Source organism: Sunxiuqinia sp. (genome assembly GCF_055140945.1).
On sequence record NZ_JBSQYS010000005.1, the window covers coordinates 1 to 15129 of the forward strand.

A 15129-nucleotide genomic window follows, 5' to 3' on the forward strand; every position below is an offset into this window, starting at 1 on the left:
AGATTCAAGGCCTTTGTTTACTGCTTTCATCAAATTGTATGAGCAGGAATACCGTGATTTCAACACTGATAAGAATCCATTATCCGAATATTTATCTATGAGCTCTTTTACCTCAGGTTCAATTTTGATTGACAGTAGAAAATTATTGATATTATCGTCAGTGGTCGTTTTACTTCGCTCGTATTCAAGCCGCCCGGCTACTGGCGGCTTCAATAAATACAAATCATTTACATTGATTCCCATCAAGTAAAACATCATCATAAAAACATCTCTGCCAATATTTTCACGTTCAGATGATAATTTACGATCCCGAATGGCCTTGATTTCTTCAATTCTGATATTTTTACGCTTTCGCCTATACTGTGGGATCTTGAGTTTTGCAAACGGATCATGTGGAATCCGGATGATATTCAAGTCATCGTCGTTGTATTCAAGCTTACATTTATTGAATAGAGCTCTGATCCCTCGGATATAGTTGTTTATTGCTCCTGGTTCCAATCCCTTACCCTTCGGTCCGGATATAGATAGCTGCTTCATAAATGCTGTGAGCTTCTTCGAGCTTATATCCATGACATCAATCGATTCCTTTTTGTAATACCAGGTCAATGCCTTGAGAGATACATCATACCATTCTGCAGTTTTACTCTTCGAAGTGGTAGAGATTAATTGCTTTGAAAACTTGACTAGGTCAACGAATTCGGATTCTGGCTCCGATAATGTTTCGATGTAGTCTTTCAATTCTTTGCACGCCATCTTCTGTAGTCTTATACCGCCAAGTTGGAGAGCAATTTTCCTGTATTGCTGTACTGTCTCTCCAAGCTCGAAATTGAGCATGTCGGCATTCTGATAGTCTTCCGAAACTTCCCCGTTTTTTGCGAAGTAATGCGGTTCTATGTAATGTGCCGTAGAAATGTATTGGGACTCCTTATTGTGGTAGATCCTTATTTTGATATTTGCGGTTCCGTCTTGTTTGACATGTCGGCCAGTTGAGAATACGATCGGTTTAAAAGTTGCCATGATTTTGTAAGTCTAACAATTCAACAAAATCACAAGCTTGGGAACCTCGGCAAGAGTTGTTCAAAGATAGTTCAAAGAAAATACCTCCTAATTTATGCCTAATAGTCGTTTTTAATGTCAAAAAGGCACAAAAAAAGCGAGGGACACAAACCTGTGCCAACTCGCTTATCTCTTCTAAAACACTAACTCTAAGTGTTTTATCTCTGTCGGGATACCAGGATTCGTCTTGTGTCCTGTAAATGTTTTATTATCAGAAAGATATCGGAATGCTTCCAGAAAGAACTCACCGTTTAACTCACCTGAAATTTGACCTGTTTTCAATCAATTTGAAATGAGTTGGTTACATGCAAATATACAAAATAATCCAATTTGGTTCGAAAAAAATGATCTTGAATTGAAAAAAAAGATGATCGTCCGGAATCATCTCATTTAAGATTCGAACCTGTTAAGACAAATTGATGCAGAAAATATTTATAAATATCGCAACCATAACACTTGGTTTTATTTCCAAAATGCATTAATTTTGCTGCATAACAGAAATATATTTGATTATTTCATGAGTATTCACCTTTGCAATATTAACCAACCTAACAGTTTCTAACTGCTCCAGCCAAGACGATGAATTATTTGGAATTCAAGAATAGGATGTTTGACCTGGGATGTTTTAATATTCACCAGGTTTATGCGTGGAAGCCCGGATTCGACAGGAACAACTTTTCACGTTGGACCGACAAAGGCCTTATTGTCCGCCTTCGCCGGGGATATTATACATTTCCCGAATATAAGGGGAAACCCGATTTTGTGCTTTACTTCGCAAACCGTATTTATCGTCCTTCCTATGTAAGCCTCCATGCTGCCCTGGCATTTTACGGAATAATCCCCGAGGCAGTAATCCAGATAACAAGTGTCACAGCGTTGAAGACGGCAAGTTTCAGCAACGACTTTGGTGAGTACAGCTATAAAAATGTAAAAGAGGATTTGATGTTTGGCTATGACCTCAAACCCATTGAGGAAGGAAGGACGCTGCAACTGGCCAAACCGGAGAAGGCCCTGCTTGATTTGCTTTACCTCTATCCATTTTACAACACGGAACAAGAGCTGGATGGCCTACGTTTGGATGAAGATTTTTTAGAAGATGACCTCAACCTGGGGGTGCTGGGGGAGTATTTGGAAAGGTTTGGGAACAGGTCCCTTGAGAACAGGGTGAAATTGCTAATCAAGACATACGGCCTATGATACAACTGGAACTGATAAAGAATTATTTCCCCACCGGATTAAGGGAGAATGCCCCATTTCAAAAATATATGTTGAAGGAATACCTTCAATTGCTAATCCTTGATTATCTTTCGGCCACACCATACATAGGGAAAATCGTCTTTATAGGCGGCACGAACCTCCGCCTTACCAAGGGGATAGACCGGTTCTCTTATCCTAAGTAAATCGTTATCCAAAGCGTACTTATAAGCAGGACTATTAATCAGGAGTTTATCTCCTTTGCTTTTTAAAATAGCTTTGGATAACGATATTGATTATCTTGCAAAGTTTTTTAGCCATTCCCTAAGTTTCGAATCCTTCTCCCACGTGCCTTCCTTTACATGGGCTGGTATGATATTGGTATACGCAGCTTCCAATGCTTCGCGTTTTTGCTTTGAGTCGGCTCTTGCATAGATTTCTGTAGTCTGTATTGATACATGCCCCAGGATATCACGTATATAAACCAGGTTTATCCCGGATTGTAAAAGATGCATCGCTTTGCTGTGACGCAACGTATGTGGGCTGATTTTCTCGGGTATAAGTTCAGGCTTGAGTATCCGTGCATTATTTGCATAAAGGTTTAGGATATACGCCACACCTGAGTTTGTAAGCTTTTCACCCCGGTTGTTGGCAAACAACGGCCGCTGGTTATATGCCTGGTTGTCAAGGCGGTTTTCCTTCATATAAGGCACCAGCAACTTTACCTGCTCATTCTGTAATGGGACTATTCTTTTTTTGTTCCCCTTGCCAAAAATGGTGACGTAACATGGCTTGTCCAGGTTCAGGGAGGAAGGGGAAAGGTCTATGAGTTCATGCACCCTTGCCCCGCTGTCATAAAGCAATGCCAGCAGTGCAAGATTTCGCCGTCCTTCCTTTGTGGTCACAGGTATCTGTTCCAGCAGGAACTTGATCCCTTCGACGGTCAGATAATTGACAGAACTTCTTTTTTCTGACCTCTTGACCTTGATCGACAGGATATTCTGCCATTGTTCAAGGCGTTTGGCATCTTCATATTGCATATATTTAAAAAATGAGTGCAGGGCGGCCAGCCTCTGGTTTCTGGTCGAGTTGGCACATTTCCGTTCTTTCTGCAGCCAATCAAGGAAGTCCAGAACGGTTTCCCTGTAAAGATGAGCAAGAGTCAGTCTGTCGGCTGCTATGTGCCGGACTTTATCCATATAAGTAAGCACAAGGGTAAAAGTATCGCTATACGATCTTATTGTATGGGAGCTGGCTCCCCTTTCCCCGACAAGATATTCCGTGAAGAACTTTGTCAGGTATTTTGCAAAGTCAGTAACTGTTTCCATAGTCGATGTTTATTTCAGGTTTGTTGGGAAGACAAAAGATGTGACCGGATTTTCCATCGCGACAATGTCAGAGTAAATTTCCTGCACCATCCTTACATATTTCTCCGTTCCTTTTATCGTCTTGTGCCCAAGGAAGGTGGACAGTATCGGCAGTGCGCAATAAATGTCGTCCCCACCTTTTACCATTTTTTCAAAGGAGTGCACAGCACTGGTGTGGCGGATATCATGAACACGGGGCCCTTGGTTCTTTCCAATATGAGGTATGGCGCATTGCCGCAGCACCTTTCTGAACCATTTGTATACCGTGCTGTGTGTGAGTGGTTTCCCAATAGTCGATACAAAGAAAAAACTTTCTTTATCCACCAGGCTTTTAATTGGCATCCGGTCCCTGTAAACTTCGTATTGCTTCAACACTTTCTCCAATGAAAGGTTGATAGGCACCATCCGCTGCATTTGGTTCTTCGTTTTCCTTATTATGATCCGGCGAAGCGTATAATCGACATCTATGTTTCTGATAGGTAAGGCTTCGCCGATTCTAACCCCGGTGCTGTAGAGAAACCGGACCAGGGCAGGTATGGCAAAGAGGGCGCTGTTCATGTTGCGGTTAAAAACGGCCATCTTGTCGCATTCCCGGAAGATCATATCCATCTGTTGATGTGTAAAAATGTATGGTATGAAGTCTATATCTTTTTGCTTGGGCAGCCGTGGAATGTAACATTCATGGCCAAGATGGCACATATACCGGCAGAACTGGGACAGTATGGAGTATTTGTCGTACAGTGTCCTGGCTTTGTCGTTTACGCGGGTTTTGCCCCATGCTGCGATTTGTTTACTGGTTATGTAGGCATCTACGGCACCGGTTTCCAAGAAGAACCTGTCAAGCTCTAAAAATATCCGCCTGAACTTATTAAGGCCATACCCCATGGTATCCTTCATCTTCAGGAAGCTGTCAAAATAGGGTGCAAACACACTTCTGTATTCAAGCTGTTCACTCATAAAACACCCCCCCTTTCTGCTCATAGAAACTTGCAGGTACCTGCGGTACATCAAGAGAACAACGCATAAGGTTGTTTATATCTATACGCAGGTAGTTCATAGTGGCCTGCGTACCGGAGTGGCCGAGCGTTTCGGATATGACCGGAAGTGAGGTCCCGTTGCGCAGTAACTGGCTCGCCAGTGTATGCCGCATAGCGTGGGGGCCGAACTTGCGGCCTGTGATGTCGACACCGGATGATATTATTGTCCTGCTTACCGCTCCATTTATTATCATCCTGTTGACGGGTCGGTACGGGGCGCAGGCACTCAGGAAAACTTGCTGCAGGCTGGATACCGGTCTGCCATACTTCAGATAGTTGATAATGGCTTCTCCAACATCGGTCAGGAGCGGCAGTTCTATCACTTTTTTTGTTTTGGACTGAGTTAGGCAAATGATGTTTTGGCCCCATTCCAGGTTTCCGAATGTCAGTCCTGCTATGTCCGAAGAACGGAGGCCGAGCCGCGTGGCCAGAAGGAGCATCGCATAGTCACGTTTGCCGACCGCACTTGACTGGCCTACTGTATCCTCAATACGCTTTATCTCATCGGCACTATATACCGAAGGCAGTTTTTCACGTTTGGGAAAATTGTTTCTTCCGATGACGTATTCTACATTCTTATCTATATATTTTTGCCCATACAAAAACCGGCAGAACATGCGGGTAGTATAAAGGCAATTGTCTTTACTGTTATGGGCGGATGCTATGAAGGAAAGGACATCTTCATCCCTGATTTCTGAAACATGGGTTACTGACTTTAATGCCAAATGGCTTATAAAATAGCTCAAAATGCGACGATGGTTCTCAATTGTCAGTTTGCTGCGTCGAAGTTTTGCTTGTGACTTTAAGAACTCAAATGCAGCTTCACCTATTTCTCCTGGCAACTCATGGTATACATATTGTATTATCCTTTTTCTGACCTTGCCGTATGAAAGAAAGTCGCTAATTACATGCACATTACGACGGATTGTGCGCATATACGAGTCGCTCATTCCTTGAATGCTGCCTAAAAAATCTTCACCAATGGCAGCATTGTAGTTTGCAAAGGAGTTTTTATTCATATACTCCTCGATTCCATCACGCCACAGTCGTTGGTAATCCGCAATCCGTGGCTCACTGTAGCCTTCCTCCCTGAGGTAAGCCACGCATTCCCTGATAAGGGATTTGATTTCTTGTTCTGTTTTCATTTGCTATCTTTTTAGAGAATGCAACATTGCATCCATTTGAAAATAGCAAATATTATCACGATAATATTATCAAAAGTAAGATTGGTTTATAGATACTTACAAAGTATTTTGAATAATAACTTTGGATAACGATTTACTTGGGATAAGATAAATTATCACGAGTCGTGATAATTACTCCGAAGATTTGGATTTTGACTGCAAGGAACTTTCAAAAGAGGAATTTATTGAAATGACCGATAGCATCCTGCACTTCCTGCAACGGGACGGATGGCGTGCCGAAGTCCGGGACCGTGAAAATAAACGCCTGAAGGCTTTCCGGCGTAACATCCATTTTCCTGAACTGTTGTTTGACCTGGGATTGACCGGTCACCGGGAAGAGCGATTTTTGATAAAAGTTGAGAGCCAGGACCAGGAAATACAATATGAACGAAAAATGGTGAACATCAAGGGATGTGGTTTTTACTTCCCATTTCCAGTGCCGTCGGATGAAGTATTGTGTTCGATGAAACTCTCAGCTATGCTCACCCGCCATAAAGGGCGTGATTTCTACGATGTAATGTTCCTGCTTGCCCAAACCAAACCGGATTACCCCTTTCTTGCCAAGATGCAGGGCATCAACAATCTGGAAGAATTGAAGACGGCAGTAGTTGAGATACTAAAAGTTGTTGATCTAAACATCAAAAAGAAGGACTTTGAGCATCTGTTGTTCAATAAAAGAAACAGTGAACGTATCCTGTCAATTAAAGAATTCTTTCAGGATATGAAATAAATCAACTATAGATTTTTTCTGATCGGTTGAAGAATTAAAAGGCCTAAAAAATGGGGCCTTTCGTTCCACAAAACCTAACTCAAAATTTTTGTGGTATTTATATTTGATTTGCAATTCATTACGAAGAACGTAATACTTCGCAAACGAAAACAATAGGTTTTGTCGATTACATCCAACAAAAGGGAGTTAAAAATGTCGGTTGAAATCGACAAAATCATATTGAACGACCAAAAAAAGGAGGCTTTGCCTCCCATTTTTTAGAACTTGATCTGGTCTTCAACCTCTTTGATCTTTCCATCCAGTGTGGTTTTGATCTCCTCCATCACGGCTGACACAACCGGGGTATTGGAGGTTTTGAACTCCTTTCCGGAAGCGTCCCGTAGGAAAATCGTTGCCCCCATTCCATCGGCACCCAATGAAAAGGTCTGAAGGTTACGGCGGGTTTCCGTCAGCTTGCGCCACCTTTCGACGAGCATGCCCAAATCTTCCACTTTCTGGATGCGTTTTTCCAATGATGGAACTTCAGAAACTGCTTTCTCTTCTTTTTTCACTACTTCCAAAGAAGCCTTGCTTTGTCCATTACTCTCAGTAGTGGCCTTTTTAACTGTATTACTCATAATTGTTTTCCACTGCCCTGTGGCTTTTTTATGGCATCTGGCACGCCGGTTAAAATTTCGGCGGACCGGATATTGAGCTGCACGGATGAGGTCAACGGGGTGCATGTCTGTTTTTTGCCAACCTGCTTGTTCACTGGATCAACCTGTTCATTTAAAATGAACAGGGCAAAAAACTGAACGCATCCGAAGGAAACGAGCCACGAAAAGCGAGTTCCCCTTTACCGTTCCGTGAAGCGCAAATAACTTTGCTGGGATTTTAAATGGAGTGGTTTTACCTTTCAAAACACGGAAACGAACAAAAAAGGGGCTTTCTTCTGCCCCTAAAATTCAAATAGTAACTGCTGGGATATTCCCGCTTTCGGTACCTGTTTGACAATGGTTTCCTGCTTCTTTTCAGGCAGTTTCAATATCAGGTAACTTTCCGCTTCTGTAATCTCCCGGATATAAGGAACCCCTTTTTCAGGGTGAAGTTCTATTCGCCAACCCGTATAAAAACGGTTCATCAGGGTGTCCAACCAGCAAACTTCGCCCAAAAGTCCGTTCAGGCAGAGGTTAATCACGCACATCATCGCGCAGGTCCGGTCAACGTCTGCCCCGAAAAATAACGAATCCCCGCTAATTTTTGCCGCTGCCAATAACATCCGGCCAGAACCGCAACAACAGTCAGCCACCCGCTCTCCAAAACCTGCCGGGTTTAATATTCTTGCCATCATTTCGCATACTGGTTCCGGGGTAAAGAATTGTCCATTATGCCCATGACTGATGTACTCCATATAAAAGTCACCGAACACGTCTTTCAAACCTTCACCATTATTGTCCATCTCTTGTACCAATGCACCAAAAGCTTCTGCCATCAGGTAGGCGTCCGACTTTTCATAGTTTCGGACGATTTCATGGTACCGGCCTTCTTTTGTACCCAACGATAAAGCGCAAACAACCATTTCAAGGAAGTCTTCATAAACGGAATGCAAACCATATTTGTACCCGATTTGAAGGATATACTGGGAAAAACTTTTTAACTGTTCCATCTTTTGGATGTTTAATCATGATTGAGTGTGAATTTTTGAGATAAAAAAGGCGAAGGCTAAACTGCCCCCGCCAATTTCCTGGCCTGCTTTGTACTTGTCGGCCGGTTTGGGCTAACCTGATGGTCCAGGATGTAATCCACTGCTTTTTGTGCCATCGATGAAGCTGTTAAAAGCATTTTCTTGTCTTCCTTGAATTTTCCAATCCAGCTTTTAATGTATGCGGCACTGTTGTCAATCGTGGCATTCTGGATACCGGTCATGTAACACAGGTAAGCTGCCCCCATTTCGGCTACGAGTTCCTCAACATCCCGGGAACCGGACTTGTGGTTTAGCAACTTTTCATGTCTTCCTGTCCGGCTGGTATGCCCGCACCCATGGACACATTCATGATATAATGTTAAATAGAACTGTTCATCCTGAAAAAAGGTCCGTGGATTGGGCATCCCGATATAGTCCTCTGACGGTAAATAAAAGGCATGGGATTGGTTCAACCTGATTTCAGGACAATCAGACCAGCACTCGATCAACTGCTCGGCACGGGCAATCGGGTCAAAATCGTGATCGTAAGCTTCTGTGGACGGGATTTTGTTTTCATCGATCCCTTCGGCCTGTTTCAGGTTGAAAACTGTGTAATACCGGAGAAACGGTACCTGGTCGATACTGCCGTCTTTTTCTTCCTTTTCCAGGATTTTCCAGAATACCACGGGAAAACCTTTTTCTCCTTTCAGGACATGCCCGCCCAGTTCTTTGACCTGGTTGAAAGTGAGAAAAAATGGACTGCCGAACTTATCGGCCACGGTAAGCAGGAACCAAAAATTGAACCCCCGGTAAACCTTTTTGTAAACCATGTTTTGAGGCAAACCGGTTTCAGTTTTCCAGGGCATCTGCCACGGAATGACACCTTTTTCAAGGCGTTCGATAATCAGGCTGTTAACCATTTCATAAATGTCGAATGAAGAATTCATAGGAAATTGCTGCTGCCCTGCAGTCTTTTTTTGGCATCCGTCAATAGCCGGACTTATCTGGCACGCCGTTAAACTTAAATTTTTGGCGTGCCACATTGAGCTGTCCCGGATCAGGTCAACGGGGTGCATGTCAGTTTTTTGCCAACCTTTTTGTTCACTGAATCAACCTGTTTAATGACAATGAACAAGGCAAAAAACTGAACGCATCCGAAGGACGGTTGCCACGAAAAGCAACCGCCCCTTTACCGTTCCGGGAAGCGAAATAACTTTGTCGGAAATTTGAGTGTAAAAGAAACCTATTGAAAAGATTAAGGACTTTATAGCGAATTAAAAATAGGGTGAATGAAGACGATATGAAACCAGTGAACGAACTGGTTGATAAACTTAAACTAATCAATGCCGTATCATTGATTTTCCCAATGTTTGGTTCTCCCCGTTAAGTTCAGGTAAAATACGAAGTCTCCTTCATAATCAAATCAGTATTTGTATATTTGCAAAATAAGCTAAATATTGACCGACAAAATAAGCTAAATATAACACAGCAGAATAAGCTAACATTAGTACGGCAGTATAAGCTAAAGGAAATACAGATTTAAATCAAAAGGAAGAAGATTATGGCAACACCATCAGAAAAACTGGCACAATCGCTTGAAGTTTTACAAAAACTGCAAAATGAGAATGGTCTCGCCGTTATCAAGGCGGAAGAACTGTCCCGAACCCACAAGGAAAGGCTTCTTGCAAATGGATTTATTGAAGAGGTGATGAAAGGATGGTTTATCGCAACAAGGCCCGATGCTCCAAACGGCGATACAACTTCATGGTACACATCTTTTTGGAACTTTGCACAGGTTTATCTTACATCCAGGTTTGATGAGAACTGGTGTCTTTCCCCGGATCAGTCCTTACTGCTTATAGTCGGGAACAAAACCGTTCCATCACAGCTTTTAGTCCGTTCTCCCAAAGCCAGAAACAAAGTCACACAGCTTATTCACAATACCTCCATTTTGGATATACGTGCATCATTGCCCAACAAAAACGATATTCTCGTTTTGGAAGGGTTAAATGTATTTTCTTTGGAAAGCGCATTGGTTGCCGTTAATGCCGACTTTTTTACCCGTCATGCGATAGATGCAAGAGCCTGTCTTGCAATGGTCAGGGACGCATCGTCTTTATTATCAAAACTGTTGAACGGTGGGCATAGTGTTATTGCCGGACGGTTGGCAGGGGCTTTCCGGAATATCGGAAATACCCGAATAGCCGATACAATTCTTAAAACGATGAAATCAGCCGGATATGACATTCGGGAGGACGACCCGTTTGCTGAAAAACTACCGGAAAATATTCTTGGAATTCGGGAAAATTCGCCGTATGTCAGCCGAATAAAGCTAATGTGGCACCAGATGCGGGGCGAAGTGATTAATAACTTTCCAAAGCCCAAAGAATTACCCACGGATATTCAGGCCTATATGAGAGAGGTCGAAGAACATTATGTCGAAGATGCCTATCATTCATTATCCATTGAAGGGTATCGGGTAACGCCCGAACTCATAGAACGGGTCAGAGGTGGAAACTGGAATCCTGATGGTGACAAATCAGACAGAGAGGCACGTAATGCCATGGCCGCCCGCGGGTATTATCAAGCATTCCAAGCCGTAAAAGAAAGCATCAGGAAAATCCTTACAGGGGAAAATGCAGGAGAGGTGGCCGATACAGATCATGGAGACTGGTACCGGGAATTGTTTGCGCCCAGTGTTGTAGCCGGATTATTGAAACCCGCCGACCTTGCCGGATACAGAAACAATCAGGTCTATATCAAAGGCTCGATGCATACGCCGCTCAATCCCGAAGCAGTGCGCGATGCCATTCCCGCACTGTTTGAATTGTTACGCAATGAAGACCATGCAGGTGTCCGGGCAGTGCTGGGGCATTTTATCTTTGTCTATATCCACCCGTATATGGATGGTAACGGACGCATCGGGCGTTTTCTGTTTAATACCATGTTGGCTTCGGGTGGGTATTCATGGACGGTTATTCCGGTGGAGCAAAGGGATGCCTATATGGCCGCACTGGAACGTGCCAGCGTTGACGGCGATATTCGTGACTTTGCAACTTTTCTGGGGAATTTGGTTGAATCAGGCTTGAAGTAAATCACAATCACTTTAAAAATATTGGGATTTGGGTACTCAGGGTACTGATATTCTCGTCAAAATAAAGAAGGTTCCAGTTTCCAGATATCGATATCCTGTAGAGTATGTAAATGGTTAACGGAAGTAAAAAAATTCCCCGGCTATCAGTACTGGTTTTGGGTCTATACCCGTATTTGACTTTCTTTTCCCCATTTATTTCTTTTCCAATGGTCCCATTATAAATTTTTCCAGGTCAATTGCTGTAAAACTCGCCTCCTTCCTGTTATAAAAGGTATTTCCAAGGATAAAAGCATTTGAGCCTACTTCTATTTCTGCAATTTTTTTATCTATGCTATCCAATACAAAGGTTGTTGTATCATTTGTAATAAATTTGTATCCTTCAAAATTGAGGGAATGCAGCCATAATGCCTTTTCTATTGTGGCGGTTACATTTAATTGATCATCAATTACCAAGGTTTTCCCATTCCCTGTATAGACATATTTCTTTGTTGTATCTGAAAGGCTGGAAAATTCACCCTGGCCGTCCTGCGAATACACATGTCCTCCGGTAAAATACTTTAGTCCCCCAAATTCATCCTCCGGAAATTCTTTGTTCTGGATCAAATTTCCATTTTTTGATGAGTATTTGGCAACCCGGTTTTTGAAAACCAGGTAAAAAACATCATCCACCTGCTGAAAGCCAAGGATTGGATCGTCTTTCACATCTATGATTGAAAAGAAGCTTTGTTTTCCTGTATCCTTGTTAAAAGCAGCAAGGAAAGGTTTGCCATAATTCAGCTGTCTGTATCCCATAAAAGCATATCCCCTGTTGATCATGTAGATCACGCTGTCATTGGCAAAGATGACCGATTTACTTGGCAGGTTTTGGGGAAATGGAAATGACCAGACAACTTCTCCTGTATTTTTATCAACCCCGGCAAGTTTTTCCTTTGATGCGAAATATAAATCAGTACTGTCAGCAAGTACATTTGAGACTAAATCCCTGACCAGGTTATATCCGGTAGAGATAACGAAAGTCCCGGTGAGAACACCTGCTACGGCACCAAGTGCATTGGCTGTATTTGTAACAGAATAGTCCTTGTCCCCGGTAACAGTATTGTAGTCCCAGCCGGAACCGTCCTTTAAGTGAATGGTATGTAAGCCTGCTGCAACAGCAAGAAGTGTGGTGTCATTCAAATAAAAGACGTTGTTCCAGGCATATTCCCGGCTGAGCTCCCTTTTCCAGAGAACGTCACCTGTTTTTAAATTAATGCCTTCCAACTTATCAGAAAGTTGATCACCGATCCTGTATTTGTAACCAATACCGGTATTTGATATTGGATCAACAAAATAAATGTCATTTCTGACCTCCCATAGTTCCTCACCGGTATTGATATCCAGGCAGGTGCTTTTATTGGCAACAGTGAGAATAACCGTATTACTGAACTGCTGAACACTGCTGGTCTGGTAATTGATTTTTTTGCTCCATTTTAAATCTTTGGAATAAAGGTCATAAACAAGAATATTACCTTTATTATCAAGCCATTTCCCGTTTTTGCTTGTGCCTCGCAATTGTACAGTCGAAAATCCTGATGTTGTGTCAAGGTATGTTTCTTGGATCCTGTCCGGGAAGATGAATTCGGTTCCCGTGATATCGGTTCCCCCAACAAGGTTTTTGCCCAAAACCTTCTGGTTGGCCAGGATGGTCAATTCAGTTTTTTGGCAATACGAACTGATTGAAACGACAATGAGTAGAACAAGGATAGAAATTTTCATTTTTTGTCAAATCTTCGGGTGATAAAAGTTAATATCAGCCTCAAAGTTAAATCAAGAGAAGGATATTTATTATCATTTTTATGGTATAATTGAAAATATATTGAATCAACGATTGAAGGTTGTGTTTTTCAAAACTTCGATAATAAAAAACTTTATTCCTATTTTTAGGGAATGATTGAGCAGGTACAGCAGATATTAAAAGAAGGCGAAGGAATAACGGTTGAGTTTAAGACTTCGCGATATGAACTCAATAAAAACACGTTCGAGAGTATTTGCGCTTTCCTGAACAGGAAAGGTGGCCATTTGCTTTTGGGAGTAACCGATAGCGGGACTGTTGAAGGAATTGAAGAAAAAAAGGTGCAACTCTTGGTTGACCGGCTGATAAGCCTCATGAACAATCCCCAAAAGCTTTCACCAACGGTTTATCTTATCCCCGAAATCGTGGACTTGGATGGAAAGAAAATTATTTACCTGCATATTCCTGAAAGTTCACAGGTTCATTCCACGGCCGGTAAGATATTTGACCGGAACAGTGATGGTGATTTTAATGTTACCGGGAATCATAGTCTGGTGGAACACCTGTACCTGCGCAAGGCAAATAATTTTACAGAATCAGGCATCTATAAGTTTCTATCCCTGGAGGATTTTCGGCCTGACCTGATTGCACGGGTCAGGAAACTCGCTTCAGTGCGTACTTCCGGTCACCCGTGGGAAAGTATGAATGACGAAGAGTTGCTTCGTAGCGCCAAGCTTTACAGAAAAGATTTCAAGACAGGTGAAGAAGGGTTCATTCTGGCTGCTGTACTTTTGTTTGGAAAGGACGAAATCATTCAGAATATCCTTCCGGCATATAAAACCGATGCCCTGGTAAGAATTGTGAATACGGACCGTTATGACGACCGTCTGGAAGTACGGACCAACCTCATTGAAAGCTATGACCTGTTAATGGATTTCATCCGTAAGCATTTACCGGATCCGTTTTACCTGGAGAATGACCAACGGATAAACCTGCGGGATAAAATTTTCAGGGAAGTGATCGCCAATACGTTGGTTCACCGCGAATTTTTGAATTCTTTTCCCTCCAGATTGGTTATAGAGAAAGAGAAGGTAACTATTGAAAACTGGAACAAGCCCTACATTCCGGGGATCATTAATCCTGATAACTTTTATACCCATCCAAAGAATCCAATTGTACTGGAACTGTTTAAGCAGATTGGGCGGGCCGATGAGCTTGGCTCAGGTGTCAGAAACGTTTTTAAGTATGGTAAGCTCTATGGAAAATCTGAACCAGTTTTTAAAGAAGGTGACATTTTCACGACAATCATTTCTATTCCCAATAAATATATTTTTAGGGACGAAGGTGGAGATTACAGGGTTACAGGAAGTCATGCAGCTCTTGAAAAAGAGGATAAATTTGATGCTGATACTGTAAATGATGCTGTAAATGATGCTGTAAATGATGCTGTAAATGATGCTGTAAAAGATCGGCTAAAGACAGAATTAATGGAAATCATCAAGAATGAAGGCCTGTCATTACCCCAACTTATGAAAGATCTCAGTGTCAAACGTGCGACTGCTCAACGCGACATGAAAATACTCAGAGATATTGGCTTTATACATTTTTTAGGTGCACCTAAAACAGGAAAATATATGATTACTAAAAAATTGGCACAAATCCTGAAAAAATCATGATCACTTCTCAAATCGTTCAAAAAGGCTGGAACTATTGCAACATATCTTCCTGAAAAAGAGAACGAACAAAAAAGGGGCATCGCACCCCAGTAGTTCAACCTAAAAAGGATTTCCCATACCGGCAAAGACTTCTTCATCTGCCGCAGCCGAAAGAAAACTTCCGAATTCCGGTTCTCCGCAATCAGAACATAGCAGCGTGCGGGTTCGTGGCCAGTAGTAGGCTACACTTCCACGAGGCAAACGAACCTGGCACTTTTCGCAGTAGCTTGGATAACGTACGGCAATTTGTCTTGGATCATCTTTATATCTCATCATCATCAATACCTCCTATCATTTTATTCTGAAATCGATCATCAG

Annotated in this window: 13 protein-coding genes; 4 read left to right on the forward strand and 9 right to left on the reverse strand. The window is 42.3% G+C overall.

Going from position 1 to position 15129, the window contains the following annotated elements; genetic code table 11:
* On the reverse strand, window positions 1-1017 hold a 1017-nt coding region (locus tag ACTB00_RS02955), incomplete at its 3' end, for a phage integrase SAM-like domain-containing protein (RefSeq protein WP_463298458.1).
* Window positions 1018-1635: 618 nt separating this feature from the next.
* On the opposite strand from ACTB00_RS02955, the gene ACTB00_RS02960 reads away from it, so the two are divergent.
* Window positions 1636-2253 carry a type IV toxin-antitoxin system AbiEi family antitoxin domain-containing protein gene (locus ACTB00_RS02960; RefSeq protein WP_463298459.1) on the forward strand — a complete coding sequence of 206 codons (618 nt, stop codon included), beginning with the start codon at window positions 1636-1638 and terminating at the stop codon, window positions 2251-2253.
* A gap of 293 nt (window positions 2254-2546) precedes the next feature.
* Here ACTB00_RS02960 and ACTB00_RS02965 read toward each other — a convergent pair whose 3' ends face one another.
* Genes ACTB00_RS02965 through ACTB00_RS02975 form a run of 3 tightly spaced genes read right to left on the reverse strand, consistent with a single transcriptional unit; the run spans window position 2547 to window position 5799 of the window.
* On the reverse strand, window positions 2547-3578 hold the full coding sequence (locus ACTB00_RS02965; protein WP_463298460.1) for a tyrosine-type recombinase/integrase: 1032 nt from the start codon (window positions 3576-3578) through the stop codon (window positions 2547-2549).
* Window positions 3579-3587: 9 nt separating this feature from the next.
* Window positions 3588-4574 (reverse strand): tyrosine-type recombinase/integrase, encoded by a 987-nt coding sequence (locus ACTB00_RS02970; protein ID WP_463298461.1) that lies wholly within the window; start codon window positions 4572-4574, stop codon window positions 3588-3590.
* A complete protein-coding gene (locus tag ACTB00_RS02975) occupies window positions 4567-5799 on the reverse strand; it encodes a site-specific integrase (protein ID WP_463298462.1) in 1233 nt (410 codons plus the stop codon). The genes ACTB00_RS02970 and ACTB00_RS02975 overlap by 8 nt, the downstream gene beginning before the upstream one ends.
* A gap of 184 nt (window positions 5800-5983) precedes the next feature.
* Here ACTB00_RS02975 and ACTB00_RS02980 point away from each other — a divergent pair, with 184 nt between their 5' ends.
* Window positions 5984-6568: a nucleotidyl transferase AbiEii/AbiGii toxin family protein gene (locus ACTB00_RS02980; protein WP_463298463.1), complete on the forward strand. Its 585-nt coding sequence runs from the start codon at window positions 5984-5986 to the stop codon at window positions 6566-6568.
* Between the two features lie 257 nt (window positions 6569-6825).
* Here ACTB00_RS02980 and ACTB00_RS02985 read toward each other — a convergent pair whose 3' ends face one another.
* The 3 genes from ACTB00_RS02985 to ACTB00_RS02995 all read right to left on the reverse strand — a co-directional run bounded on the left by ACTB00_RS02985 (window position 6826) and on the right by ACTB00_RS02995 (window position 9307).
* Window positions 6826-7290 (reverse strand): hypothetical protein, encoded by a 465-nt coding sequence (locus ACTB00_RS02985; RefSeq protein WP_463298464.1) that lies wholly within the window; start codon window positions 7288-7290, stop codon window positions 6826-6828.
* Window positions 7291-7505: 215 nt separating this feature from the next.
* A complete protein-coding gene (locus ACTB00_RS02990; RefSeq protein ID WP_463298465.1) occupies window positions 7506-8213 on the reverse strand; it encodes an N-6 DNA methylase in 708 nt (235 codons plus the stop codon).
* Between the two features lie 56 nt (window positions 8214-8269).
* Window positions 8270-9307, reverse strand: coding sequence for an ArdC family protein (locus ACTB00_RS02995; RefSeq protein WP_463298466.1), 1038 nt, complete (start codon window positions 9305-9307; stop codon window positions 8270-8272).
* Between the two features lie 485 nt (window positions 9308-9792).
* Between ACTB00_RS02995 and ACTB00_RS03000 the strand changes: the two genes are divergently transcribed.
* Window positions 9793-11325 carry a Fic family protein gene (locus tag ACTB00_RS03000; protein ID WP_463298467.1) on the forward strand — a complete coding sequence of 511 codons (1533 nt, stop codon included), beginning with the start codon at window positions 9793-9795 and terminating at the stop codon, window positions 11323-11325.
* A 192-nt stretch (window positions 11326-11517) separates the two neighbouring features.
* Here the strand turns inward: ACTB00_RS03000 and ACTB00_RS03005 are convergent, their stop codons facing one another.
* Window positions 11518-13080: an outer membrane protein assembly factor BamB family protein gene (locus tag ACTB00_RS03005; protein ID WP_463298468.1), complete on the reverse strand. Its 1563-nt coding sequence runs from the start codon at window positions 13078-13080 to the stop codon at window positions 11518-11520.
* A gap of 171 nt (window positions 13081-13251) precedes the next feature.
* On the opposite strand from ACTB00_RS03005, the gene ACTB00_RS03010 reads away from it, so the two are divergent.
* Complete coding sequence (locus ACTB00_RS03010) at window positions 13252-14772, forward strand: RNA-binding domain-containing protein (RefSeq protein WP_463298469.1); 1521 nt, start codon at window positions 13252-13254, stop codon at window positions 14770-14772.
* A 99-nt stretch (window positions 14773-14871) separates the two neighbouring features.
* On the opposite strand, the gene ACTB00_RS03015 is transcribed toward ACTB00_RS03010, so the two are convergent.
* A complete protein-coding gene (locus ACTB00_RS03015) occupies window positions 14872-15090 on the reverse strand; it encodes a hypothetical protein (protein ID WP_463298470.1) in 219 nt (72 codons plus the stop codon).
* Between the last annotated feature and the right edge of the window lie 39 nt (window positions 15091-15129).